General features: G+C 58.4%; 22 protein-coding genes and 1 pseudogene. 16 read left to right on the forward strand and 7 right to left on the reverse strand.

Features of this window, described 5'->3' with window-relative positions; translation table 11 throughout:
* Positions 1-942 precede the first annotated feature (942 nt).
* The 4 genes from ACNA0I_RS10005 to ACNA0I_RS10020 form a co-directional block, all read right to left on the reverse strand.
* Complete coding sequence (locus ACNA0I_RS10005; RefSeq protein WP_415805853.1) at positions 943-1,965, reverse strand: NUDIX domain-containing protein; 1,023 nt, start codon at positions 1,963-1,965, stop codon at positions 943-945.
* Positions 1,966-2,054: 89 nt separating this feature from the next.
* The gene (locus tag ACNA0I_RS10010; RefSeq protein WP_415805854.1) at positions 2,055-3,776 is read right to left on the reverse strand and encodes an NAD+ synthase; all 1,722 of its coding nucleotides are present in this window, start codon (positions 3,774-3,776) and stop codon (positions 2,055-2,057) included.
* A 28-nt stretch (positions 3,777-3,804) separates the two neighbouring features.
* Positions 3,805-5,004 carry a nicotinate phosphoribosyltransferase gene (gene pncB / locus ACNA0I_RS10015; RefSeq protein WP_415805855.1) on the reverse strand — a complete coding sequence of 400 codons (1,200 nt, stop codon included), beginning with the start codon at positions 5,002-5,004 and terminating at the stop codon, positions 3,805-3,807.
* A gap of 30 nt (positions 5,005-5,034) precedes the next feature.
* Positions 5,035-5,892 (reverse strand): cysteine hydrolase family protein, encoded by an 858-nt coding sequence (locus ACNA0I_RS10020; protein WP_415805856.1) that lies wholly within the window; start codon positions 5,890-5,892, stop codon positions 5,035-5,037.
* 153 nt (positions 5,893-6,045) lie between these two features.
* Here ACNA0I_RS10020 and ACNA0I_RS10025 point away from each other — a divergent pair, with 153 nt between their 5' ends.
* A complete protein-coding gene (locus ACNA0I_RS10025) occupies positions 6,046-6,741 on the forward strand; it encodes an NUDIX hydrolase (RefSeq protein WP_415805857.1) in 696 nt (231 codons plus the stop codon).
* 74 nt (positions 6,742-6,815) lie between these two features.
* Here ACNA0I_RS10025 and ACNA0I_RS10030 read toward each other — a convergent pair whose 3' ends face one another.
* Entirely contained in the window at positions 6,816-7,754 is a 939-nt protein-coding gene (locus ACNA0I_RS10030; RefSeq protein WP_415805858.1) for an alpha/beta fold hydrolase, read from the reverse strand.
* Between the two features lie 224 nt (positions 7,755-7,978).
* On the opposite strand from ACNA0I_RS10030, the gene ACNA0I_RS10035 reads away from it, so the two are divergent.
* The 8 genes and pseudogenes from ACNA0I_RS10035 to ACNA0I_RS10070 all read left to right on the forward strand — a co-directional run bounded on the left by ACNA0I_RS10035 (position 7,979) and on the right by ACNA0I_RS10070 (position 13,262).
* On the forward strand, positions 7,979-8,419 hold the full coding sequence (locus tag ACNA0I_RS10035; protein WP_415805859.1) for an ester cyclase: 441 nt from the start codon (positions 7,979-7,981) through the stop codon (positions 8,417-8,419).
* A 109-nt stretch (positions 8,420-8,528) separates the two neighbouring features.
* Positions 8,529-9,485, forward strand: coding sequence for a Bug family tripartite tricarboxylate transporter substrate binding protein (locus tag ACNA0I_RS10040; RefSeq protein WP_415805860.1), 957 nt, complete (start codon positions 8,529-8,531; stop codon positions 9,483-9,485).
* Between the two features lie 25 nt (positions 9,486-9,510).
* A partial coding sequence (locus ACNA0I_RS10045; RefSeq protein ID WP_415805861.1) for an SDR family NAD(P)-dependent oxidoreductase occupies positions 9,511-9,996 on the forward strand: 486 nt, incomplete at its 3' end.
* Between the two features lies 1 nt (position 9,997).
* Positions 9,998-10,275 (forward strand): annotated as a pseudogene (locus ACNA0I_RS10050) (SDR family oxidoreductase); the annotation flags it as partial.
* A 12-nt stretch (positions 10,276-10,287) separates the two neighbouring features.
* Positions 10,288-10,818: a VOC family protein gene (locus ACNA0I_RS10055; RefSeq protein ID WP_415805862.1), complete on the forward strand. Its 531-nt coding sequence runs from the start codon at positions 10,288-10,290 to the stop codon at positions 10,816-10,818.
* Positions 10,819-10,879: 61 nt separating this feature from the next.
* Complete coding sequence (locus ACNA0I_RS10060; RefSeq protein WP_415805863.1) at positions 10,880-11,902, forward strand: LacI family DNA-binding transcriptional regulator; 1,023 nt, start codon at positions 10,880-10,882, stop codon at positions 11,900-11,902.
* A gap of 17 nt (positions 11,903-11,919) precedes the next feature.
* A complete protein-coding gene (locus ACNA0I_RS10065) occupies positions 11,920-12,426 on the forward strand; it encodes a 2,4'-dihydroxyacetophenone dioxygenase family protein (protein WP_415805864.1) in 507 nt (168 codons plus the stop codon).
* Between the two features lie 41 nt (positions 12,427-12,467).
* Positions 12,468-13,262 carry an SDR family NAD(P)-dependent oxidoreductase gene (locus tag ACNA0I_RS10070; RefSeq protein WP_415805865.1) on the forward strand — a complete coding sequence of 265 codons (795 nt, stop codon included), beginning with the start codon at positions 12,468-12,470 and terminating at the stop codon, positions 13,260-13,262.
* Positions 13,263-13,306: 44 nt separating this feature from the next.
* Here ACNA0I_RS10070 and ACNA0I_RS10075 read toward each other — a convergent pair whose 3' ends face one another.
* Positions 13,307-15,760 carry a DNA internalization-related competence protein ComEC/Rec2 gene (locus tag ACNA0I_RS10075; protein ID WP_415805866.1) on the reverse strand — a complete coding sequence of 818 codons (2,454 nt, stop codon included), beginning with the start codon at positions 15,758-15,760 and terminating at the stop codon, positions 13,307-13,309.
* A gap of 295 nt (positions 15,761-16,055) precedes the next feature.
* Between ACNA0I_RS10075 and ACNA0I_RS10080 the strand changes: the two genes are divergently transcribed.
* Both ACNA0I_RS10080 and ACNA0I_RS10085 read left to right on the forward strand, forming a co-directional pair.
* On the forward strand, positions 16,056-16,664 hold the full coding sequence (locus ACNA0I_RS10080) for a helix-turn-helix domain-containing protein (protein WP_415805867.1): 609 nt from the start codon (positions 16,056-16,058) through the stop codon (positions 16,662-16,664).
* Positions 16,661-17,236, forward strand: coding sequence for a GNAT family N-acetyltransferase (locus tag ACNA0I_RS10085; protein WP_415805868.1), 576 nt, complete (start codon positions 16,661-16,663; stop codon positions 17,234-17,236). Before ACNA0I_RS10080 ends, ACNA0I_RS10085 begins: the two co-directional genes overlap by 4 nt.
* Here ACNA0I_RS10085 and ACNA0I_RS10090 read toward each other — a convergent pair.
* Complete coding sequence (locus ACNA0I_RS10090; RefSeq protein WP_415805869.1) at positions 17,221-17,937, reverse strand: 2OG-Fe(II) oxygenase; 717 nt, start codon at positions 17,935-17,937, stop codon at positions 17,221-17,223. The two genes, ACNA0I_RS10085 and ACNA0I_RS10090, sit on opposite strands and share 16 nt — an antisense overlap.
* A 278-nt stretch (positions 17,938-18,215) precedes the next feature.
* Between ACNA0I_RS10090 and ACNA0I_RS10095 the strand changes: the two genes are divergently transcribed.
* From ACNA0I_RS10095 to ACNA0I_RS10115, 5 genes are all read left to right on the forward strand, one after another.
* Entirely contained in the window at positions 18,216-19,436 is a 1,221-nt protein-coding gene (locus ACNA0I_RS10095) for a CaiB/BaiF CoA transferase family protein (RefSeq protein ID WP_415805870.1), read from the forward strand.
* A gap of 26 nt (positions 19,437-19,462) precedes the next feature.
* Positions 19,463-20,254: an enoyl-CoA hydratase/isomerase family protein gene (locus ACNA0I_RS10100; RefSeq protein WP_415806031.1), complete on the forward strand. Its 792-nt coding sequence runs from the start codon at positions 19,463-19,465 to the stop codon at positions 20,252-20,254.
* A gap of 97 nt (positions 20,255-20,351) precedes the next feature.
* Positions 20,352-21,575 carry a CaiB/BaiF CoA transferase family protein gene (locus tag ACNA0I_RS10105; RefSeq protein WP_415805871.1) on the forward strand — a complete coding sequence of 408 codons (1,224 nt, stop codon included), beginning with the start codon at positions 20,352-20,354 and terminating at the stop codon, positions 21,573-21,575.
* On the forward strand, positions 21,572-23,902 hold the full coding sequence (locus ACNA0I_RS10110; RefSeq protein WP_415805872.1) for an acyl-CoA dehydrogenase: 2,331 nt from the start codon (positions 21,572-21,574) through the stop codon (positions 23,900-23,902). Before ACNA0I_RS10105 ends, ACNA0I_RS10110 begins: the two co-directional genes overlap by 4 nt.
* A 33-nt stretch (positions 23,903-23,935) precedes the next feature.
* Complete coding sequence (locus ACNA0I_RS10115) at positions 23,936-24,913, forward strand: Bug family tripartite tricarboxylate transporter substrate binding protein (RefSeq protein WP_415805873.1); 978 nt, start codon at positions 23,936-23,938, stop codon at positions 24,911-24,913.
* Positions 24,914-24,977: the final 64 nt, after the last annotated feature.

Consider the following 24,977-nt stretch of genomic DNA (forward strand, 5'->3'; position numbering starts at 1 on the left):
CGGCCCCTTCGGGCCTNCCTTCGACCTCCACTCGCTCGGCCACGAGGCGCGCCAACACGGTCACTGCCCCGCTTCGACTCACAGCATCTCTTGTTCCCTCGTCGCTGGGACGAGTGGTCTACGTAGGCTTCGTAGGAACTGGCTTTTGCAAGGATGAAGATCTTGCAGGGCTGCTATGCACGGGCGCCTACGGGCGCGCCCATGCATAGCGTTCGTGATTAGCATGCGAAGGCTTTGGCATCAGTGACATTTTGAAGATCTCTCGAGCAACGATTTCTCGCAGACAAGCAAGAGATCTTTCGAATGACGATTTCGTGATATCCAAAGAGGTGAGACACCTCTTCGCACGTTCTGCGTATCCTGATGCTCTACGTGTAGTGACGTTCTACGTACCATCATTCCATGCGTCATAACGCTCTACATCTCATCGTACGTTCCATGCGTCATCGTCGCAGGCATCAACTATCACCAAGCAGATCTTCCAACCTGGCACCACGCCACCCCGTCGCATGCCCGGNCCGANCGCGATTCGCGTGTGTGCAGGGCACACGCGAATCNCAGCCCTGCAAGATCTTTCTCTTTGCCAACACAGCAGCATAAAAATGCCAAGCAAAACAACCGTGCCAGCGATGTGATGAGCTTGAATTACTGCGAGTCGAGCCGAGGCAATCGGGCCGTGAGGGCGCCTCAAAGCCGAGTGGAGCGGACGTCGAAGGGAGCGCGAAGGCCTTCGCGCTCCCTTCGACGTCCGCNNNACCGGCTTTGTGAAGCCCTCACGGCCCGATTGCCTCGGCTCGACGTCCAATAAGCACTCCAACCTCCTGCAAATCCTACTCACTCGATCACTGAAGACCGCGTTACATAATGCGATAGCAAGATTACGCAGAGCCAAAGACATGCCAACCTGATCAGCTCTCAGTTCATCCCCCTAGTGCCTCACAGTCAACGAAAGCCAAAGAAATGGTCCAGAATCACAGCATGATCCTCGAATAGATCAGCTTCGATTTCAGGCAAACGCTCGATGCGCCACCACACGGCTTCCTTGGCGTCGTCCGAGCCGTGTACCTGCGGCAGTTCATCTCGACTGAAACGAAAGTGAAAAGCCTGTGTGATGAGGCGCCCGCGAGGACTGCGGTCCGGGTGATCAAAAACGGCGCTGCTCTTCAGGGCCGCCCTCATCACTCCGGGTAATGCGGCAAAGCGCGTTTCTTCGTTCAACTCGCGGACCGCGGCGTCATAGAACTGCTCCCCCGGATCGACAAAACCGCCCGGCAATGCCCACTGCCCATGGCCCATTTCGCCGCCACGCTTGATCAGCAGGACGTGATCATTCACCTGCAGCACGCTGTCGGCCGTCAGAAAATACGGCCCCGTGTACTTTGCCTTGTAGCGCTTGATCGCCTGGTGCTCGGCGCGCCGCACCTCGTATTCCGGCAATGCGGCCCATGATCGCAAATAGTCCAGCACGCCTGGATCGACATAGGGTTCCAAGACCTGAATGCTGGAGGACAGCGAGCCTTCGCCAAAATAGACATCGCGCAAACGCGTCGCATCCAGCGGCTGGATGCTGCCTGCATCTTCATAGGCCCAGTCGGGAAAAAGATCCAGGTAGTAGCCCGAAGCATCTTTTTTGAAACCAACCAGAGCGACACGTTGACCCGAGGCGCGCGCTCGTACCTCCTCTCGCAAAACATCCGCCCAACGCCGATCATCGTAATAGTCCCGCACATACACAAATTCCACACGTGCGAGCTGCGCCTGCGTCAACATACTCTCCAGCATGGCGCGGCGTTCGAATTCACGAAATGGATTTTTATCATTGCGTGATCGAAATGAAGATCCAATCACGATCATCACGCGTTCACCGGTATCGAACGCGTGTTCGATCAGCGCCTTGTGCGCCAAGTGGGGCAACTGCCAGCGGCCGATAACGACAGTGACCGGATAGCGATAAGTAGATGACATCACAACATTCCTGATTTTCTAGACAATGTCCGCCCCAATCCGTTTCAATTCAGAAAAATGAGTTGAACAGAAGCCAACACCGAAGCCCCTCAATACTGCCGCGCCGTGATAGGCACCTGCCTGCCCGTTCCAAACGCACGGGCACGTACCCGAATGATAGGCGGCGCCTGGCGGCGCTTGTATTCACTGCGTGCGATGAGCCGCTGCACCTTGTCCAGCGTCTGCCGTCCTGTCTCGGTCTGCGTCAACGCATCGACCGTATTCTGCGCGACCGCCAGATCGTCGGCATCAAGCAAGGTGCCTTCGATCAGCACCTTCAGGATCTCGTCCAGCACCTCATAGGGCGGCAGCGAGTCCGTATCCTTTTGATCGGGAGCCAATTCCGCCGACGGGGCTTTTTCGATGATGCTCTGCGGAATCAGCTCCCGGCCCGCAGTCTTGTTGATATGCCACGACAGGGCAAAAACCTCGGTCTTGTAGAGATCGCCAATCAAACCCAAGCCGCCGTTCGTATCACCATACAGCGTGCAATATCCGACAGAGAGCTCCGACTTGTTGCCCGTCGTGAGCAATAACGGACCATATTGATTGGAATACGTCATCAACAACGTGCCACGAACGCGTGCTTGCAGGTTCTCCAGCGCCAAACCGCTCGGCGCCGCACCAACCGTACTGTCCTGCATCGACGCCGAAAACTGCGACACGATGTCCCGTATGGGAATCTCGTGCAGCGTAACCCCCAGATTGCGGCACAACAACACCGAGTCAGACACACTACCCTCGCTCGAATAGACCGACGGCATGGTGATGGCAATCACATTTGCCGGCCCGAGCGCCTCCACTGCCAACGCGATCGTCAGCGCGGAATCTATGCCGCCAGACGAGCCCACCAGGACCTTGTCGAACCCGCAACGACGCGCATAATCGCGCAGGCCCAGCACGATCTGCTGGCGATAAAACTCCAGCACAGGCAGGCCATCGCGTGGCACCGGCTGCAGCGCTTGCCCCTGCGCGTCGAAGAATTTCTGACTGCTCAGATCGAAGCGCAGTGTAGGCGAATCGACCTCAAACCGTTTGGCCTCGAACACCACCGTCCCAGCCGCATCCACTGCAAACGAGGCTCCGTCGAACACCAACTGATCATGCCCGCCTACCTGGGCGACATACAACACCGGCAGTTGGTGACGCGCGCACGCTTTGGAGAACAATTGATGGCGCACTTGGCGTTTCCCCTTACTGCTGGGGCTGGCGTTGATAGAAATCACCAGATCCGGCGCTGCATCTGCCAAGCGCTGAAAAGGATTCACCGAATAATCCTGAGCCTCATCGTTCCAGGCATCCTCGCAAATCAGAAAGCCGATCGTCGCCCCCCGGAGACGCAGTATTTTGGCGGTATCCGGCCCGGGAGCGAAGTGCCGCTGTTCATCGAACACCCCATAGGTGGGCAATAACTGTTTATATTGCGTGTGTACGACTTCACCGTTCAACAGCACCTGCAGGCCGTTATAAAAAGGCTTTCCAGACGTGCCCTCTCGCCGTATCGGCAGCCCGACCACCCAATACACATCCGGCGTCTGACGGCTCGTCTCGTAGAGTTTTGCCTGCGCAGCCGCGCGACGACGCTCAAAAAGCGGATCGTCCAGCAGGTCGCCTGGTGTGTAACCCGTCAACGCGAGTTCCGGGAACACTACCATGTCGGCGCCCGTTTTCTGCGCCTGCTGTGCGACCGCCAACATCATAGCGATGTTGCCGTCCATGTCCCCGACCGTGGGATTGATCTGGCCTACCGTGATCGAAAATTGGTTTTGCATGGTTCGATCCTTATATAAAGAATTCCGCTCAATCCGCCGTGCGGTTAAACACCTGCCGCAGATACGCGAGGAACGTCTCGTCATCGCACAAGGTCTTTCCCGGCGAGTCCGCCAACTTGGCCACCGGCTGATCATTGCAACTCACCAGCTTCATGACGATATTCAAAGGCGTCGCCCCCACGTCGTTCGTCAGATTCGTGCCAATCCCAAAACCCAACTGGCAGCGATCGCCAAAATGCGCATATAGCGACAACATCTTCGGCACGTCGAGCCCATCGGAAAACGTCAGGCGTTTGGTATGGGCATCGATACGCAGCGATTTGTAGTGCGCCAAGGCCTTTTCCCCCCATACTACAGGGTCGCCCGAGTCATGACGCAGGCCGTCGAACAGCTTGGCAAAATACAGATCGAAATCCGCCAGGAACGCATCCATGCCGATCACATCGGTCAGCGCGATGCCCAGGTCGCCACGATATTCCTGCACCCAGGCCTCCAAGGCCGCCTTTTGCGACAAACGCAGTTGCACGCCTACCGCTTGAAAGGTCTGCAAATACTCGTGTGCCATCGTGCCGATCGGCACCAGGTCGAATTTCTTGGCCAAATACACGTTGGACGTACCACGAAAATAGGCCGGCAATTCGGTAGCCAAGGTCGCCACCACCTCCTCCTGCCAAGCGCCACTGAAACGGCGGCGCAGACCAAAATCAAAAAACTCAAAGGGGTGACGCAGCTTCAGGTCAGCCAAGGCGTCTCGCAATTGCGCTACCTTATTGCGCAACCGCGCGCGTCCCTCTGACATGTCCTCAATCTGCAAGCGGCGAAAATACAGTTCGTTCACGATCGCCAGTACGTAAATCTCGAACAACATGACATGCACCTGCGGCCCACGAGCGATGATCGAGAGCTGATCGCCTTCGGCCCGCGCCTCGATAAACGGGCGGTGCAACTGAAACATGCGCAAATACTCGATGAAGTCCGGCTTGAAATAGCTGCGCGTGGCCAGGTATTTCAACTCGTCCGGCGAAAACCGCAACGTGCACAGATAATCCAACTGCCGGTTGAGCTCGTCGGCCAAGTCAGCCAATGGAAAAGCCGGCTGGTTACGACATACGAATCGATACTCCGCAGTGTTGGTCGGGTACTTGTGCAGCAATGCTTGCAGCATCGAGAACTTGTACAGATCAGTTTCCAACAGTGATTGAATGACGGGACGAAAGTATTGGGACATCGCGATTCTCTTTAATAGACTGTTGGGTAATCAGCGCGTGCAAGCATCGAGCACCTGCTGAGCCGTCTGCAGCTGCACGCCTGCGGCGCTCGCGCGCTGCAAGAACTGCTCCGCCTGCGCCTCGAATCCGCCGACCGGGCTCATGCAATCCGACAGCAACATCACCTGAAACCCGGGTTTGAGCGGCAGGCGCGGCAACGCGCCCAATAATTGGTCCACGCTCGCCGCCACGCAGTGACTAGAGGCCAAGCCTGCTACCAAAAGCAGATCGACGTCCTCGGTGACCCGCTGAGCCAATGGCATATTGAATTGCGTCCACGGCACCTCATCCAGGGGAACCTCGGCTTCGAATGCACCGTAATGTTCGCTCCATGGGTATTCACCCTTCAATACCTTGTGCGGCGTACTGTGTGACTGCAATTCCCAGGCGGCCAGGGCTTCGGCGACTTCGGCGTGAATGTTGTGGCCCCAAGTGCCCGTGACGCAATGTACGGGCCACACCACCAGTTGATATCGCCCGGCGCGCTCCAATGCGCGCAATTGCCGCAACACCAGATCTGCTTGACTGGCCGGCACGAAATCCCCTGCCGCGACCCGATCCGCCGAGATCAGGGTAAAGGGCGCAACGGGCTGTCCATCACGGTCTTTCCAGAACGTCGTGCGCTCGATCGCGACATGGGGGTGAGAGTCCAGCGTAACCGTAATGTCGCGCAGACGCGGCCCCATTCTGGTCACAAAATCGGCCAGCCGTTTCATATCCCGATCCCCGCCAGAAACCGGCAAAGCGGGCGACGCGGCTATTCCCCGCACCTGCGGCCGCGCATCAGCCGGCAAATCACAAAAGTCATTCTGCGGATCGATGATCAAGAGGTGAATCTGCTGGCTCATGATGGTTCTCCACAAAGGCATCTGGGTAGGCTTGATCAAATTATACATACTTACGGCATATTTGCCATAAGACATAAACGCCAATTGATGTAGAAATATGTGACATACCGCGTTTTCGCCGTTAATATCCTGGAATCCGATTCTGGCTTGGCTATGAGCGATATTTCTTCCACCTCACACCCTACCCCGATCCTGACCGTCGATGTCGTACTGTTGACGTTACTCGATCGCCGCCTTCAGGTCGGCCTGGTTCGGCGTGACAATCCGCAAGAGCCCTTTTTTCAGGCATGGACCGTGCCCGGGGGATTTGTGCATCCGCAAACCGATCACGACGCCCAGCACACGGCGATGCGCGTCCTGCAGGAAAAAGCCGGCGTCCAAAGCCCTTATCTCGAGCAGCTCGCCACGTTCGCGGGCGCGGCACGCGACCCGCGTGGGTGGTCGGCCTCCATCGTCTATTACGCGTTGGTGGCGCCGCACATCGCGCCTGAAGGCAACGATAAATTCCGATGGGAACCCGTCAGCGAGATCACAAAGCGCACCCTGCCTTTTGACCATTCCACGATTTTGCGTACCGCCGTCGAGCGTGTGCAGTCCAAGACCAGTTATTCCGCGCTGCCCATTCATCTGATGCCGCCCGAGTTCACGATTTCGGAATTACGCGGGGCATATGAACAGCTGCTGGGCGGTACGCTGGAGCCCCGCGGATTCATCCGCCGAATCCAGGAGATGAACGCGCTGGAGGAAACCGGCCGTACAAGAACCGAGGGCCATCGGCCTGCGCGCTTGTATCGCGCCAGACGCGATGATGTGCTCGCGACGCTGGAGCCGTCGCTGTTACCCAAATAATGCGCCGTACCGCTTTGACCGAAGCATGACTCTCGCGTCGCGCGTGTTTCAGTATGCGTCGGGCACACCTACCATCACGACGATACCGGCTGCCCGTGCAGAAAACTCGCCACGGGATCGATCTGCGCATCGTCCATGAGCGTCGGCGCATGCCCCACGCCCGGGACAGTGACCAGACTGGCTCGGGAATTGCGTGCCACCATCTCGTGCGCGGTCGCCTCGCTCAACAAATCCGATTCGGCGCCTCGCACGATCAGAATAGGACAATCCAGGGAATCATAGGCATTCCACAGAATCTGCTCGCCCGTGGAATACGCCTCGACCGCCTGCGATGCCAGAGGCACAGCCAGATTCAGATCGTAGTGTTTGACCCATTTGTCGCCACGCTGGACATATACATTACGCGTCAGGTCTTCCCATTGGGCATCCGTATGCGGCCCAAACGTCGCCGATACTTCGCGCACGGCCTGCACCGCCTGAGCAAACGACTCGAACTCGACAGGCTGGCCGACATATTGACCGATGCGGCCCAGGGCTTCGGGGCTCAACCTGGGTCCCACGTCGTTTAACACCATCCGATCAAAGCGGATATCCTGATCGGCCGGCCAAGCCTCGGGACGCGGCTGCACAGCATGCATCATGCGGGCAAAGGTAGCAATGCCGGCCAAGCCCAACCCGATCAAGCCCCCCATCGACGTCCCCACCCACGACAACGAGGCGGGCCGTAGCCTCGCGATCAAGGTCACCATGTCCGAGACGTACTGCGGCACGCTATAGAGCGCCGGCGTGGGCAGCCAATCGGAACGGCCGCGCCCCGCGACATCCGGGCAGACCACCCGGAAATCACCCGCCATTCGCCGGGCCAAAGAATCGAAATCCCGGCCCGTACGGGTCAATCCATGTACGCAGAGCAAAACGCGATCATTATCGGGATCCCCCCATTCGCTATAAGCCATGCGATGCAATCCCGCGGGACTGGCGCAGGTGACGTAATCGAATCTGGGTTCCAGCATGGGGGCTCCTGACCGTTTTGGGGGAGCAGACATCTTATCGCAGGTAGATCCCAGCCCCGTCCTCATATCCCCCCACTATCCCCCCCTGTGTCACCACCAGGCCGGCTCTGAGCCGAAACAATAAAATCGTTTCCGCAAAATCATGGTTATCCCTAATTAATAGCCGCTTAAAACGCCATGATAATTTGTGGAAACGTTTCCACAATATCAATCAAAGGCAGACAATGAATCAGGAACTCCAGGCGGCTCGTGTACAAACCGTGATCGATCACATGGCGCTCGAATGCGTACAGGAATGGGATAAGGTCATCGACACGTTCGAGCACCCCCGCTATGAAATGCACTCAAGCGGTGCAACGTTTGACGGCGTCGATCAGGTGATGGGCTACTTTCATTCTTCGCGCGCCTCTTTTCCTGACCTGAAAAACGAGATCATCGCGGTCGCCGCAGCCGAGGGGACAGACACCGTCCTGGTTGAGTTCTGGCTCACCGGTACGCATAAGGGCCCCTTCTCCGTTGACGGCAAAACGTATGAGCCCACAGGCCGCACCTTTCGCGTGCGTATGGCTGCGACATTCGAATTCGCGCCCAATTCCGACAGAATCATTTGCGAACGCCCCTACAGCTGTCAGAACGCAAAGTTGCGTTCACTAGGGTTGCTGTAAAGCTCATCGGCGCTGTCAAAAGGAGGCGGCGTCGCCTGTCGCTTATCGAGCATGACATAAACCGGCGTCAACGAGCGCACGGAAAAAACGACCTCTCAGGAGACCAAAAATGAAGAAACTATCTGCCGCTGCAATGATGGCGGGCTTGCTCATATCCGGCGCCGTACATGCCGACTACCCCGATCGTCCGATTCGCATGCTCTTGCCGTTCTCCGCCGGTGGAGGCGGAGATACGTTGGGGCGCATTCTCGCCGAACGATTCGCCGCGGAACTCAAGCAACCCGTCATCGTGGAAAACAAGCCCGGGGCGGGCGGAACCATCGGGATAGCCACGGTGGCCAGATCCGCGCCTGACGGCTATACCATCACCATCGGCGGAATGACCACACATGTGCTTTCCCCATTGGTCTACCAGAATCTGTCTTATGACCCTATCAAGAGCTTTACCTCATTAGGCGCAATCGGAAACTCGGCGATCATCGTCATCGCCAACAACGACTTCCCCGCCAACAATGTTGCCGAGCTGCGCAAGCTCGCTGATTCCAGGAAAGAACCCGTGCAATATGCCAGCTGGGGAGTCGGCTCGACGGGCCATTTCTGCGGTGAAGTCATGGCGCAGAAAGGCAACGTCAAACTCACGCATGTGCCCTATAAAGGAACCACGCAAGTCATGACCGACGTGATCGGCGGGCATATCGATCTGGGCTTTGTCGACATGGCCACGGCCACGCCCATGGTCACGCAGCACAAAGTAAAAGCGCTGGCAGTCTGTACCAAGCGATCCCCGAGCACACCGGACGTACCCAGCTACAAGGAACAGGGGATTGATTTCGACCGGGATTTGAACTGGGCAATGTATGTCCCCGCCGGTACCCCTGCCCCCGTTGTCCAGCGGCTCTCCTCGACATTGGAAAAGGTTCTGAAAGAACCGGACGTTATCCAGAAACTGCTTGGCCTGGGGATCACCGCGAACTATATATCCGGACCCAAACACGAAAAAGCCAACGCGGCAGACATCGAGGCCTGGCGCGCCGTCGCCAAAGAGGCCGGAATCAAACCGCAATAAGTCAGTGAAGACATCCCCAATGCCTATGAAACTGCTCGAAGGCCGTGTCGCAATTATCTCCGGCGCGTCGCATCCCAAAGGAATTGGCAAAGCCACCGCACGCTTGTTCCTGGAGCACGGCGCACGGGTCGCCATAGTCGATCTGAATGAAGACGCGATCAGGGAAAGCGCGCGCGATCTGGGCGCAGACGAGTCCAGCCTATTGCCACTGACGTGCGACGTTGGCGATCCTGAACAATGCGCACGCGCGGTAAATAACGTCCGCACATGGTCGGCTGACCGAATCGATATCTTGGTGAACAATGCGGCCATCACACAAAAAGCAGTCTTCCAGGACATCGCTGATGACGACTTTGACCGGCTCGTCCGCGTCAATCTCAAAGGTGTCTTCAACCTCAGCAAAGCCACCGTGCCGTTCATGATCGAGAAGTCTGCCGGCAGCATCATCAGCATCTCCTCACTGTCCGCGCAGAACGGCGGTGGGGTCTTTGGCGGCGCACACTACTGCGCCNCCAAAGCCGGTGTGCAAGGGCTGACCAGGGCCATGGCCAAAGAACTCGGCGCTCACAACATCCGCGCCAATGCCATTGCCCCAGGACTGATTACGACTGATTTTTCCCGCACGGGGCGGTCCGACGAGAGCAAAGACCAGGCCGCACAGATCTGGCCATTGCAGCGAGCGGGGCGCCCCCATGAAATCGCCGGCGGGTGCCTATTCCTGGCGAGCGACCTGAGCAGCTATATCACCGGCACCACGTTGGATATCAACGGCGGCGCCCACATGAATTGATGAGAGACCGATATGAGTATTTTCTTTAAAGGCGCACGCCAGGTCGGCTACGTGGTGCGAGACATCGAAAAAGCCATGAAGCATTGGTCCGATGTACTCGGCGTCGGCCCCTGGTTCTATAAAGAAGAGGTCGGAACGACAGAGTTTCGATACTACGGCAAAGCCTCTGAACCGCCTCGGCTGTCCATCGCACTGGCGAACTCTGGCGACCTGCAAATCGAACTCATCCAGCAACGTGACAATGCGCCTTCACTGTATATGGACTCGCTAAAGCAGGCTGGCGAATGCGCGCAGCATATCGCGTACTGGACGCTGAATGAGTTTGACGCCTTTACCGCCAGGTTGCTGGAACACGGCTACGTGGAGGGCCATGGCGGGCAAATGGGAACGAGAGGCCGTTTCGCCTATTTCGTTCACCCGGACCTGCCCAGCGGCATGATCGAAATCTCTGAAATGAAAGGCGGTAAAGGCGAATATTTCGATGAGATCAGGAAAGCCAGCGACGGCTGGGATGGCTCGGCCCCCATTCGCCGACGATCATAAGGTAGGTCACGAGCCTGAAGACAGTGTATGTTAGCCAATTTTGGCACGGGCAAATGCAAACATGAAAGACCGTATCACTATCCGCGATGTTGCGAAGAAGGCCGGCGTTTCGCTCGGCACGGCCTCACGCGCGCTTAATCGTACAGGCAGGGTGAGCGATGCCGCCATCGCCGCGGTCAACCAAGCCGCGCGTGAGCTTGACTACAAGCCGGACGTCGTCGCACGCAGCCTGCGCACCCGCTCGTCCGGCGTCATCGGTTTGCTCGTGTCCGATCTGGCCAACCCTCTGTATGCGAGGATCATCACCGCTGCCGAGGCTGCCTTGCAGGCAGAGGGATATTCCCTGCTCGTGGCCAGCACACACAATGAACGCAAACGGGAAGAATCCCTGATCGAGATTTTCCGCGGCAGGCGTGTCGATGCCTTGATCCTGGGACCCTGCGAGAGAGAATCTGCCGAGCTCATTGAAAAGCTGAGCCAGGATCTACCCGTCGTCGCTCTGGATCGCGACTTTAGCGCCGGCTCGGTCGGCGTCCTGGTAGATCATTGCGCGGGGGCCTTTCAGGCCACGCAGTATCTATTGAATCTGGGACACACCCGCATCGCCCTGCTGACGCCAGGGACAGAACTCCGAACGGGTAAAGAACGGATTGCGGGATTCCGCAAGGCATTCGAGGCCCGAGGCCTGACTCCCGATTCAGCCTTGATTCGAGCCGAACGCTCTGCCATGCAGTTCGCCTTTGCCGAAGCGATGTCGCTGCTGTCGCACGCAGAACGTCCAACCGCATTCCTGTGCCTCGGTACGAGAATTCTTTCAGGCGTTCTCCAAGCCATCCGCCATACCGGTCACTCCGTTCCGCAAGACGTCAGCGTCATCAGCATCGGGGATACCGATCTCTCCCAGCTTTTCAGTCCCACCATCACATCGCTGAGTTGGGACCTGGAAGTCATGGGGACCTGCGCAGCGCAGTTGGTTCTCAAGCACCTGGACCGGCAATTACCCACCGCCGCGACCGACCGCATTGCCATCAAAACGCAATTGATACTGCGCGAATCATGCGCCCCTGCCACACCACCCAGTTGATTTTTCAAGGAGTAGTCATGGCATTACCCGATACCATCACCCACCAGGATCGTCTGCTGAGCGTCAACATCGCTGACGGCGTCGAACTGCCTGGTTCCGCCCCCGGCTCGACCATCACGCCGCTCTTTCTCGACCGAGAAAACGGCGTCTGGGTGCTCTATGGAAAGTTCGCACCGGGAACTCGGCTGCCTACGCATTTCCATACCGGAGTGGTTCATTTCTTTACCACCAAAGGTCAATGGAACTACCTCGAATACCCGAACGATCCGCAGACGGCGGGGAGCTATCTCTACGAACCTGGCGGCTCCGTGCATACGTTCTCTGTGCCCGAAGACGCCACAGAGTACGCCGAGGGTTTCATGGTGGTATTCGGCGCCAATATCAATTTCGTCGATAACGAGTTTGCCAATATCCGGGATGCCGGCGCCATTGAAGACTCCATCCTCGCCGCTGCCAAAAAGGCAGGCCTGCCTATTCCCCGCTACATCAGGCCAAAGGGCGGCGCTGAATTCACGCGCGATTAATAAATGTGCATCCCGCAGTCCCAAACACGTTGAGATAAAAAATGAGACTGGCAGGCAAGATCGCCCTGGTGTCAGGTGCAGGAACACTGAAGAAATCCTTTACCTCTGCCGATCAGGTAGGCAACGGTGCAGCCTGTGCCATACGGTTCGCGCGAGAAGGCGCCAAAGTGATCTGCACGGACAGATCGCTGGATGCTGCTCAAGAAACGGTTGAAATGATTCGTGCAGAAGGCGGAGACGCTGCTGCGCTGGCACTAGACGTCACCGACACCCCGCAGATCGACGAGGTCGTGAGGAATATCGCCAGCCGTCACGGCGGCATCGACGTTCTGCACAATAACGTGGGAATAGAGATTCAGGGTGATCTGCTCGCTGTCAAAGACGACGAGTGGGATCAAGTGATGGCCGTCAATCTGCGCGGCACAATGGCCATGTCCCGCGCCGTCGTACCGTACATGCGTCAGCACGCAGGTGGCTCGATCATCAACGTCTCTTCTACGGCCAGCCTGAAATGGAGCCCAATGCAGTTTCTGTCGTATAGCACGGCGAAAGCCGGCCTCAACCACATGACGCGCGTCATTGCCCGGCAATATGCCAATGAACAGATCCGCTGTAATTGCATCGTTCCGGGCATGATACGCACGCCGCACGCTGACGCGCTGTACGCCAATGAGGCCGAGGCAGCAAAAGGCCACGAATTCCGGGATTCGCGATGCCCCATGGGCCGCCAGGGAACCCCTTGGGACATCGCAAATGCCGCGTTATTCCTGGCCTCTGATGAAGCCGCCTACGTCACGGGCACACTTTTAGTGGTGGACGGCGGGTCGAGTCTGTGAGGCATCAATCGCATGCACGACGCAGCATGTAAGCGCACCACCGTCTATTGTGGTTCCCGATGCCAGTATCTGCGCGAGACATCCGCCTGCGCCTCGATGCGCAGTCCTCGTCCCCGGTCGGAAATAGCCACAGTGGCACCATGATGATCAGTACGCCAGAAAGTCGCCCCAGCCTCGCGCCAACGCGCTTGCACCGCGGCCGCAGGATGCCCGAACCGGTTCATGTACCCGGCCTGCGCAATGACATGCTTTGCATCGGCCGCCCACACTAACGCCTGACCGGACGATGTCGCTGAGCCATGATGCGGTGCTATGACCACATCCATGCGCGGCAGGCCATGCACCATGCGACGCTCTTGCGCAATGCCGATATCGCCTGGCAGCAATGCGGTATGCGCTTTGCCTTGAATCATCAACACACAACTGCGCGCGTTGCCCGGGCCGTCGGTTTTAATCGCGGCATCGGGATGCAAAAATCGAAACTGCACGCCGTCTACGGTCCATGCTTGTCCAGCATGACAACGCTGCATGGATTGAGGCATTCGCACCTCGGTGAAAAGCGCTGATGCCGTTTTGCCCGCGCCGTGCTTGCGTATCAACGCCGATAAATCGAATGAGCTATAGGATTGGTCCACCACCAACGAGGACAACACGCTGCGCACGCCACCGGCATGATCCATGTCTGCGTGAGACACCACGAGCCCATTCAGCACCCGATGCCCTCGGGCACGTAAATATGGCACGACAACGCGTTCTCCAGCATCATTCCCCTGCCGCGTCATCGGCCCCGTATCGAACAGCCACACCTGTGTCGCCGTCTCGATCACGATAGCGCTACCCTGCCCCACATCCAGCGCCGTCAACGTCCAGTATCCAGGAGCAGGCCGCTCAGGCCGCCAACACAACATCGGCAGCATCAACAACCATGCGGCCGTACGCAAAGGCAAGCCATACGGCTGCACGGCCCACGCCACGCCAAACAATGCCAACGCCATCCAGGGCCATGGCGCGGCGGCGACATCCAACACTGCCCAGTTCGAGGCGCTCATCCACTTTACTGGCACCATCATGGCATCGAAAATCCCGTGCCCGAGAATGCCGGCCCCATGAGCCAGCCACTGCAATCCGGGTATGGTGCTCAACAGCGCACAGGCCAACGCCAGTGGTGTCACTAGAAAACTCACAATAGGGATGGCATACACGTTGACCAGGGGCGATGCCAAAGACACCTGTTGCATCAGATAGGCCAGCAATGGCACCAGACCCAATGTAATGGCCGACTGTACCCAGCCGAACTCTACAAGGGCCGCGCGCAACCGCCCCCTCCAATCGGGGCGTTCGCGTCGCCCGCCTGAATCCATCGATGCCCCTACCCGCAACAAGATCGCCACAGCGCCAAACGACAACCAGAACCCTGGCGCCAGCACCGACCAGGGATCCAATAGCGACACCACGGCACCTGCCAGCGCCAGAATCCGCGAGGGCGACAAAGGCAAGCGCACCATGGCAGCCAAGGCCACTACCGCCAGCATGAAAAAGGTACGGCGTGCGGGCACGCCCCACCCTGCCAATAAGCAATACAACAATGCGACCCATAACGCAGCAGCTGCACCTACGACCTGCGCAGGCAAATACTCGGCCACCCGCACAGTTCGCCAACGTGCGCGCCTCCATAAAAAAGCGGTCGCCACCCCACCCACTGCCGCGATCAAGGTGACATGCATGCCGCTGATCGACACCAGATGCGTAATGCCTGCGCGGTTGAATATCTGCCAATCGACACGCTCAACGGCGGCTTGATCCCCCATAGCCAAAGCGATCAATACCGGTGCATAACGGCGTTTCTCCAACGCCTGTCGCATGCCATCCCGCATCCAATGACGGACACGCTCGATCAGGATGCCAGGGCTATGCCAAGGCTCATCCCCCAACAAGCGAGGCACGCCGCGCACCGTCGCCGTCGCGCGAATTCCCATTGCGAATAATCGTCCCTCAGCGTCATAACCGTGAGGATTGCGCGCGCCATGAGGTTGACGCAGCACCAGCGCCATGCGCCAGATCTGACCGGGCTTCAGCGCTGGCAATGGGGCACCAGACTGTGCATGCCAACTCACAGCAATACGCGACGGAATGCCTTCGGGACGAGGTTCATCAACGTCCGCCATGAATCGGTAGTGTTTTCCATCGCCTTGCGGCAAATCAGCGATCCGCACAATCAAGCGGCTGACCACATCATGATGAGCCCAGGCTAGCGCATCGTCCAGGCGCAGTTGAGCTTGCCATAAGGCAGAAGCAGCGCCGATGCATAGACCCAATACCGATGCACAACCAAGACGAGCCAGCAGCAAAAGCGACGTGAATCGATGTATAGATGGGGACGCAACTGGCGCTGCAAACCACGCCCTTGCGATATACCACGACACTCCTGCCATAAGCGTCAACGCCAATAGCGTCGGCGCGAACCACCGCTGCTGCGGCAAGACCGGCAGGCACTGCACCCACCCCGCTCCCGCGACAACGCCCAGCAACAACAAACGGCCAGTAATGTTCGACTCCCAAAATGCACAGCATAGGAAGTACGTTCAGACGTAGGTAGAGGCAGTGAATAAAAATATCCGTGCGTAAATACCGCAGCCTGAAAATATCGCCTGCCATGAATGAAAGTCACATCGGTGTAAAAACTGTCAGTGTTTCAATGCAGAGATGCCGCGGGGAGCGCTCTAGCAACATCATGTTGACAGGTCTCACCTCAGATATCTAGAATATTAGAAATAAATTTCCAATATTGTAGAAATGACCGATTCATCCCAGGACGTCAACACTCTGATCGCCCGGCGATTACGCGAATTGCGCGATGGTCAGGGCTGGTCGCTCGACGAATTAGCGGAGCGCAGCACGGTCAGCCGCTCCGCTATCTCGCTGATCGAGCGGGCACAAAGCAGCCCCACTGCCACCGTACTCGACAAACTCGCCATGGCGCTGAATGTGCCGCTGGCCTCGCTGTTCGAGCCTGATGCGTGTCAAAGCGAAACGGCCCCTTCGCCGTTGTCGCGGGCAGGCGAACAGCATTCGTGGGCCGATCCGTCCTCGGGCTACATACGCCGCAATTTATCGCCCTCGTTTCCTTCGCCTATCCAACTCGTGGAAGTCGAGTTTCCGGCCAAGCAACGCGTCGCCTACGACACCGCCATTCCCGATACGGATATCTATCAACAAGTCTGGCTGATCGAAGGCACCATGGATATCTCAGTGGGTGCTGAACAATGGCGGCTGAAACGCGGCGACTGTCTTGCCATGCGTCTGGACAGCCCTATCGTCTACCACAACCCCACCAACAAGCCCGCGCGCTATCTCGTAGCACTGGCTCGATTGGCGTTTAATAAACCCCGGAAACAATCATGAACAGCAGCGGAATCAACATACGCCGAGTCGATGGCCATGACGCCGAGGCCTGCATACCAGGTTTGGCCGACATTCTGATAGATTGCGTAGAAGGCGGCGCCTCGGTCAGCTTCATGCTGCCCCTCTCGCACGACAAGGCAATACGGTTTTGGAAAAATGTGACCGATAGCGTCGCACGCGGTGAACGAGTGCTGCTCGTTGCTGAGGACGCGCAGGGGCAAGCCGTCGGCACCGTGCAACTCATCATGGACCAGCCAGAGAATCAGCCACACCGCGCCGACATCGCAAAAATGCTGGTCCACCGCCGCGCACGCCGCCAAGGCATAGCCGCGCTATTGATGGCCGAGATTGAACAGGTCGCCCGGCATGAGGGCAAGAGCGTGCTGGTGCTGGACACCACGACAGGCGGGGACGCAGAGCGCGTGTACGCCCGCGCAGGTTGGCAACGGGTGGGCAGCGTGCCTGACTATGCATTGATGCCTGATGGGACGTTGAGCGGGACGACTTATTACTACAAGCTACTGGAAACGAAATCCCGAACAGCAGGCACACAGTCTCATCGAGCGTCGTGAAAGATCAAGCCCGCCGTGTATCGTTCTCCGCTTCGAAGCCGGCTGACGCCATGCCGCATGGCGGCTTTGCGGATGCCGCGTTTGCCAATTTCGGGCCGTTGATTCACGGTAAACACCACCGCATCGCCTTGTTTCAACGGCACCACCTCTACGCGCTGGCTTCTCGCCGACAGACCGGTCATCACAAATTCCCCGCCGGTGAAATCCTCGCCAGGCTTGGACAACAACATGGTCGCCTGCAGCGGAAAAACATGCTCGCCATACAGGTCGCGATGCAGGCAGTTGTAATCGCCCTCGGTGTAATGCAGCATCAACGGCGTTGGCCTCGTTTGGCCAGCGTCGTGGCACCGCTGCAAGAAGGCATCCAGTTCGTCTGGATACTGCACATCGATCCCTAGCTGCTGATTCCAGCAATTGGCGATCGGGGCCAGGCCGCGATATAGCTCGTGACGCAACTGGTCTATCAACGGCGGCAATGGATAAGCAAAGTACTTGTACTCCCCCCTCCCAAATCCGTGACGGGCCATGACGATGCGCGAGCGAAACGCGTCGTCTTTGGCGTAAAGCGCGGCGAGGGCTTGGCACTGCTCTGCGTTCAATAGCCCGGGCAGTACCGCATTTCCATGAGTATCAAGCGAATGTTCGATGTCCGCCCAATCGCAGGTCAAGGCAGGCCGTTCGCGTTTGGCTGTGGTTTTCACCGGTATCCCTCCCCGTGGACTAACAGGATGAGATCAGTATAAAAACCCTGCGTCATGCACGACACCCCGGTCTTTGCGGTCGAATTTATTCTGATCCACGGCGCGTGATACGCATGTCAGTCCTGGCCTGTGTCCGGAGGCCTCTCGTTATGGCTCCCATGCCAACCATCGCCCCACCTTGACGCCAACCACATAACAGCTTTGTCTATCGGACCCCTGCCTTTTCGCAACGGGAATTCCTAGACTGGCAACACGTTACAGGAATCAAGGAGAGGGTCTTGCCTGCGCTGTTGTCGAATATCAAAGTGCTGGATCTCAGTCGTGTGTTGGCAGGCCCTTGGGCCAGCCAGATTCTGGCCGATCTGGGCGCAGACGTCATCAAGGTGGAACGGCCCGGACGCGGCGACGATACCCGATCCTGGGGGCCGCCTTTTCTGAAAAACGGCGCAGGCGAGGACACCAGCGATGGGGCGTATTTCATTGCGACCAATCGTGGCAAACGCTCGATGACCCTGGATCTGCAGACTCCGGAGGGGCAAGAGCTCGTCAAAACGCTATGCCGCGACGCCGATGTGGTGCTGGAAAATTACAAAGTCGGGACGCTGGCGCGCCTGGGCCTGGACTATGCCGCACTGTCTGCTATCAATCCGCGACTGATTTACTGCTCTGTCACGGGTTTTGGGCAGACCGGCCCGCGCGCGGCGGAGCCTGCCTATGATTTTCTCATCCAGGCCATGGGTGGCTTGATGAGCGTGACCGGCGAACGGGATGATAAACCCGGCGGAGGCCCGCAGAAGGTCGGCGTTCCTATTGTGGATCTCAGTACAGGCGTTTACGCCGCGCTAGGCATTGTGGCGGCATTGCTGCGCCGCACCCAGACCGGCCAAGGCGAATACGTCGATGTCTCGATGCTGGATGTGCAGGTAGGCCTGCTGGCCAACCAGGCAATGAACTTTCTACTGGGTAACCGCATCCCCAAACGCACTGGTACCGCTCACCCCAATATTCAACCGCAGCGCACGTTCAGTTGCGCCGACGGTGACATCATCATTGTGGTCGGCAACGACGCGCAATTTGTCGCCTTATGCGATGTCATTGAGCAACCAGAATTGGCCCAGGACGCCCGCTATGCGACCAATAGCCAGCGTGTCAAAAACCTGGAAAGCCTGGATCCGATACTGGATGCCGTCTTTGCCAGCCAGCCCCGGGCATATTGGCTGGACAAGCTCAAGCAGGCAGGTGTGCCGGCCGGCTCTATCAACAACGTTGCCGAGGTCTTCGATGACCCGCAAGTGCAGCATCGCGCAATGCTGCGCCACCTGCCTCATCCCGTCGCGGGCTCGGTCCCCCAGGTCATGAACCCCCTGCGCTTCGGCCATTCGGATTTGCGTGTCGATCGCGCTCCGCCGCTATTGGGTGAACACACGGAAGACATTCTCAACGAGCTGGGAATGAGTGCCGAACGCATCCAGGATTTGCGCGCCCGAAAAATTATCTGATTCATTACAAGGAGACAGCTTTGACTATGCCCCCCGCTCTGCAAGGCCCCTATACCGCCCTGGATGTCACGCTGGACGACGGTGTCGCCGTGATTCTGCTGGCCAATCCGCCCGTCAATGCGCTCTCGACAGAGATGATGAACGAACTGTCGTGGGTGCTGGACCGCATCTCCGAGACGCCAGAGGTCAGAGCGGTGGTGCTATCGGGGCAAGGCAAGACGTTCTGCGCCGGCGCCGATTTGAAGAACCGTGCCGCCACGATCAAAGGACCGGGCGACCTGCCCCAGCACTCGCGCAGGACGCGAGAGTGTTTTCACGCCATCCGGGAATGCGCCAAACCGGTCATCGCAGCCATCAATGGCCCAGCCCTGGGTGCCGGCCTGGCGATCGTGGCCTCTTGCGACATCCTGATTGCCGCGACGACTGCCACGGTAGGCCTGCCGGAAATCAATGTCGGGCTGTTGGGCGGCGGCCGTCACGGCATGCGCTTGTTCAGCCACTCACGGCTGCGCCGCATGATGCTGACGGGACTGCGAGTCGATGGAAACGAGCTATACCGGTTGGGCATTGTCGAGGCTGCCGTGCCGTCCGACACGCTGATGGACGAGGCCATGACATTGGCGCGCGAGCTCGCCTCCAAGAGCCCGCTCGCCTCGGTGCTGGCGAAACAAACGCTCAATGCCATCGAGGAAATGAGCCTGCGCGATGGTTATCGCTACGAACAGGACATGACGGCCGCCATTGCAAAGACGGAAGACGCACAAGAAGCGCGGCGCGCCTTTCTGGAAAAACGCCCCCCGGTTTTCCAAGGTCGATAAGTCATCCGATCCGCTCGCCAAGAGCGGGCACCGTAACGAGGCAAAAAGCCTGTTTAGGGCCCTGCCCGCCACGATTCCAACAAACAAGGAGACATTCATGTCAGGAGCGCTGGACGGCGTAAAGGTATTGGATCTGAGCCGTGTGTTTTCCGGCCCCTGGGCTGCCCAGATGCTGGCGGATTTCGGTGCGCATGTCATCAAGGTCGAACGCCCTGGCCGCGGTGACGACGTGCGCCATCAGGGCTACAAGATGCCAGGTCCTGATGGCGCCCCCAGCAGTGAAACTTCGTCGTTTGTGGCCATGAACCGGGGCAAGCAATCGCTGACCATCGATATTTCGCGCCCGCAAGGCCAAGACTTGGTTCGCCGCCTGGCGCAGAAAGCGGACATTCTGATTGAGAACTTCAAGGCCGGCGATTTGCGGCGCTATGGCCTGGACTATGCAGCGTTATCGGAACTGAATCCGCGGCTCGTCTATTGCTCGATTACGGGATTCGGACAGGACGGTCCCTATAGCCATATGCCCGGATACGACCCGATCTTTCAATCGATGAGTGGCTTGATGAGCGTCACCGGCGTCCCCGACGGCGAACCGGGCGCCGGCCCCGTCAAAGCAGGCTATTCGGTATCCGACCTGACTGCGGGGTTCTACGCCGTGTGCGCCATGTTGGCCGCCCTGCATCATCGCGACCAGCATTCCGGCCGTGGACAGCACATCGACCTGGCGCTGCTGGACGCCCAGATCGCGGCCATGTCGCATATCGGCATGAACTATCTGGCGACGGGCGAGTTGCCTATGCGTACGGGGTCGTCTTCCCAAATCACGGCGCCGTTCAGGGCTTTTGCCTGCGCAGATGGACATCTCATGGTGGCGGTTGGCAATGACACCCAGTTTCAGAGTTTCTGCAACGTAATCGGCCTACCTGAGTTGGCCAACGATCCGCGCTTTGTCACCAATCCAAAGCGCGCAGCGAAACAGATCGAACTGTCCAGCCTGATAGAACCGGCCATGCTCACGAGAAAAGTCGGTGATTGGATCATCGCGCTGGAACAGGCCAAGGTGCCGTGCGGGCCGATCTATACGATGGATCAAGTATTCGAAGACCCTCAAGTCAAGCATAGACAGGTATTGGGACAGATGCCGCATCCCAGCCTGGGGTCCATGCCTTTCATTCGCAACCCCATTCATTTTTCGGGCACGCCAGTGACAACGGACCGGCCGCCTCCCTTGCTGGGAGAACACACGGCCGAGGTCCTGACCGATGAATTGGGACTCACCGCACAAGAAATCGCGCAACTACAACAGGACGGCATCGTATGACCTGCCCCGATCCCTCTCTGATCGAAGAAATTCGCGATAGCGCACGAGACTTTCTGCAACGGCTGGATCAAAAGAAGCGCAAACGTCTGCATGCGCCGCTCGACCGGGACTACTGGCGTGCCATCGCGGATGTCGGCTGGCTGGGGCTGGCAGTGCCCGAACAACATGGAGGGTTGGGTTTAGGCTGGCATGCCATGGCAACCGTGATGGAGGAAACTGGTCGAGCCCAGCTGCCCGAACCCCTGATCGGCGCTGCCATACTGCCTGCTGCTGTCCTGTCCCGCCTGGACGACCCGCAGGGCGCGCATCTCCGCGAATCTCTGATACAGGATATCTGCGCCGGTGAACGTATCGTCGCACTCGCATGGCAGGAAACCGACGGCCAGCTGGAGACCGAAGACGCCGCAGGCGCGTTTGGCGTCAATGTCACCTGGCTCGAGAACACCTATGTGCTCAATGGCGAAAAACGCCACGTCATTCCAGGCAACGATGTTGACGGCTGGCTCGTGTCCGCCGACGGAGAACAAGGGCTCGCCTTGTTTTACGTTGCAGCCCGAACCCCCGGCGTGCACGTCCACCCCTATACGCGTGCAGACGGCAGCCGGGCCTGCCATCTGGTACTGGAGTCCGTCGCGGTACCTCCTGAAGCATTGATTGCCCGGCATAACGTGGCAGACGCGATTGACACTGCACTGGACCTGAGCCGTCTCATGCAATCTGCCGAATTGATAGGCGCGGCTCGTCAGGTATTGGCGGACACGGTCGCCTATCTGAATACGCGTCAGCAATTTGGCAAATCGTTATCCTCGTTCCAAGCCTTGCAACACCGGCTCGTTGATACCACGCTGCAGGTCGAGTTGGCGGCAAAGAGCCTGTTGAATGCGCTGAATAACCTCGAGCAAGGTGATCGCGCTGCCGTCCGCGCGACTGCCAGCCGAGTAAAAGCACGCGCCGCCAAAGCCGGAGTGCAAGCCGGGCGTCAAGCAGTGCAATTGCATGGTGCCATCGGATACACCGACGAATGCGACGTCAGTCTGTATTTCAACAACGCTTTGCATCTGGCCTCGTGGCTGGGCAACGCCACGGCACATCGGCAGCGGTTTCAAGCGTTGACGCCTATTCCCCCACAAACGGATGAAGACGATCACGAGGCCCCGGTCGCGAACGAGTCCTTTCCCCGTCATGCCGACTGGAACACAATGCCGGAGGACGAGTTTCGCGCCCTGCTTCAGCGTTTTTTCCGGCGCCATTACCCGTCGCACTTGCGCCATGTGGCGCGGCGGTTGCATTGGAGTGAAATCAAAGACTGGTATTTCACGCTTTCCCGCCAGGGCTGGATCGCACCGTCCTGGCCGCTGGAACACGGCGGCATGGCCTTGTCTCCGTCGCGGTTGATCGCCTACATCGAAGAAGCCGAACGCTACGGCGTAGCACGCGCCCCGGATCAAGGCCTGGTCATGCTGGGGCCCATCCTGTTTCGCTACGGCACTCAGGCACAGCGCGACCGATTTCTGCCCGGCATCCTGTCAGGCGAAGATGTCTGGGCCCAGGGATATTCAGAGCCTAACGCGGGCTCGGATCTGGCGGCAGTCCGCTGCGAGGCTGTCATTGACGGCGACGATCTGATTGTCACCGGGCAGAAAACCTGGTCTACCTTGGCTCAGGATGCCTCGCATATGTTCATGTTGGTACGTACCGACAAGACAGTCAAAAAACAGGCGGGCATCAGTTTCCTGCTGGTCGATCTGCGCACACCGGGCGTCACCCGCCGCCCGATCCGGACACTGGCGGGCCACGAAGAATTTTGCGAGGTGTTCTTTGACCAAGTCCGCGTCCCACGCAGCAACATAGTGGGCGAGTTGAACGCCGGCTGGACCATTGCCAAGGCCCTGCTCGGTTTTGAACGCTTGTTCAGCGGCAGCCCCAAGCATGCCAATCACACGTTGCAGCAGATATTCCAGCTCGCACGCCAGCGAGGCTTGCTGACGGATCCCGCCTTTTGCGACCGCTTGGCCGAACTGCGCATGGATGCGGCTGATTTGACTGCGATGTACGAGGTCTTTGCCGACATGGCTCGTGCCGGCCAGCCGTTGCCACCCGAACTGTCGTTACTAAAAATCTGGGCCACTGAAACGCACGAGCGTCTGGGCGCGCTGTTGATTCAAGCCACCGAAGAGTATGGCGGCGCGGCGATCGAAGAGGCACCTGGAACAGTGTACGCACTGGCTCCGTATATCAACGCCATGGCGGCCACTATTTTCAGCGGCACCAACGAAATACAACGCAATATCTACGCCAAACAGGTTCTGGGTTTGGACGTGGCATAACTCGCGCAACCATCGCGCCACAAGGAGACATTCTTGAAAAACACTCGCGCCATCCTGGCCGCCGCCTTTGCCCTGGCACTAGGTGCAGCACAACCCATTGCCGCACTGGCGGCTCAAGCCTGGCCCAATCAACCGATACGCCTGATCGTGCCCTATCCGCCTGGCGGCTCGGTCGATAGCCTTGCACGGGTACTGGCTCCTACCCTGGGCAAAAAATTGGGCCAAACCGTTGTTGTAGAAAACAAGGCGGGCGCGTCGGGCACCATCGGCGTAGACGCCACGGTACGCGCCACACCGGATGGATCGACGTTTGGATTCGGCGTCCCAGGCGCGATATCGGGATTACCGCACGTGATGAAGGTGCCCTACGATGTGTCCAAGATCCAGTACGTGTCGCTCGTCGCGCGTATTCCCATGGTGTTCGTGGTCAACCCCGCATTGCCGGAAACATCCTTGCCTGCCTTTGTCGATGTCGCGAAACAGCATCCCGGGAAATACAATTACGGCTCGGCAGGTAATGTGACCACGCCACACCTGGGGGTGGAATTGCTGAAGCAACAGACGGGAATCGATATCGCGCATATTCCGTACAAAGGCGCCGCGCCAGCCGTCACGGCGCTGCTGTCCAACGAGGTGCAATTGTTCCTTGGCGATGCTTCGGCAGTGCTGGGGTTCATCAAGGCCGGAAAATTGCGCGCACTGTCTGTCGGCAGCACCGAACGCTTTGAGGGGCTGCCCGATATCCCTACGACCAAGGAACTGGGATTTCCCGGCGTACAGGTCGAATCGAACTATGGTGTCATTGCCCCGACCGGTACGCCCCCGGATATTGTGAACAAAATGGCCTCGGCGATTGCCGAATCACTTGCCGATCCCGAGCTGCATCGCAAGATGATCGATCAGGGCGCCGTGCCGGCAGCCACCACGCCGGACGAATACCGCTCGCTCATGGAGGCCGAGTCAAAGAAATGGGGGGACGTCATCCGCCGAGGCAAATTGGGACTGCAGTAAAGAAACTGTCCTGATAACGAGGGCACACACTATTGAGGCTGCGCCCCGCCGCGTGCTGCCGTAT

Source organism: Bordetella muralis, from assembly GCF_965139205.1.
Taxonomy (GTDB): Bacteria; Pseudomonadota; Gammaproteobacteria; order Burkholderiales; family Burkholderiaceae_B; genus Bordetella_A; species Bordetella_A muralis.

Bases quoted from the DNA above. Each gene is read 5' to 3' on its own strand.
- ACNA0I_RS10005 (WP_415805853.1), bottom strand. From the start codon at position 1,965: ATGTCATCTACTTATCGCTATCCGGTCACTGTCGTTATCGGCCGCTGG.
- ACNA0I_RS10010 (WP_415805854.1), bottom strand. From the start codon at position 3,776: ATGCAAAACCAATTTTCGATCACGGTAGGCCAGATCAATCCCACGGTC.
- pncB (WP_415805855.1), bottom strand. From the start codon at position 5,004: ATGTCCCAATACTTTCGTCCCGTCATTCAATCACTGTTGGAAACTGAT.
- ACNA0I_RS10020 (WP_415805856.1), bottom strand. From the start codon at position 5,892: ATGAGCCAGCAGATTCACCTCTTGATCATCGATCCGCAGAATGACTTT.
- ACNA0I_RS10025 (WP_415805857.1), top strand. From the start codon at position 6,046: ATGAGCGATATTTCTTCCACCTCACACCCTACCCCGATCCTGACCGTC.
- ACNA0I_RS10030 (WP_415805858.1), bottom strand. From the start codon at position 7,754: ATGCTGGAACCCAGATTCGATTACGTCACCTGCGCCAGTCCCGCGGGA.
- ACNA0I_RS10035 (WP_415805859.1), top strand. From the start codon at position 7,979: ATGAATCAGGAACTCCAGGCGGCTCGTGTACAAACCGTGATCGATCAC.
- ACNA0I_RS10040 (WP_415805860.1), top strand. From the start codon at position 8,529: ATGAAGAAACTATCTGCCGCTGCAATGATGGCGGGCTTGCTCATATCC.
- ACNA0I_RS10055 (WP_415805862.1), top strand. From the start codon at position 10,288: ATGAGTATTTTCTTTAAAGGCGCACGCCAGGTCGGCTACGTGGTGCGA.
- ACNA0I_RS10060 (WP_415805863.1), top strand. From the start codon at position 10,880: ATGAAAGACCGTATCACTATCCGCGATGTTGCGAAGAAGGCCGGCGTT.
- ACNA0I_RS10065 (WP_415805864.1), top strand. From the start codon at position 11,920: ATGGCATTACCCGATACCATCACCCACCAGGATCGTCTGCTGAGCGTC.
- ACNA0I_RS10070 (WP_415805865.1), top strand. From the start codon at position 12,468: ATGAGACTGGCAGGCAAGATCGCCCTGGTGTCAGGTGCAGGAACACTG.
- ACNA0I_RS10080 (WP_415805867.1), top strand. From the start codon at position 16,056: ATGACCGATTCATCCCAGGACGTCAACACTCTGATCGCCCGGCGATTA.
- ACNA0I_RS10085 (WP_415805868.1), top strand. From the start codon at position 16,661: ATGAACAGCAGCGGAATCAACATACGCCGAGTCGATGGCCATGACGCC.
- ACNA0I_RS10100 (WP_415806031.1), top strand. From the start codon at position 19,463: ATGCCCCCCGCTCTGCAAGGCCCCTATACCGCCCTGGATGTCACGCTG.
- ACNA0I_RS10105 (WP_415805871.1), top strand. From the start codon at position 20,352: ATGTCAGGAGCGCTGGACGGCGTAAAGGTATTGGATCTGAGCCGTGTG.
- ACNA0I_RS10110 (WP_415805872.1), top strand. From the start codon at position 21,572: ATGACCTGCCCCGATCCCTCTCTGATCGAAGAAATTCGCGATAGCGCA.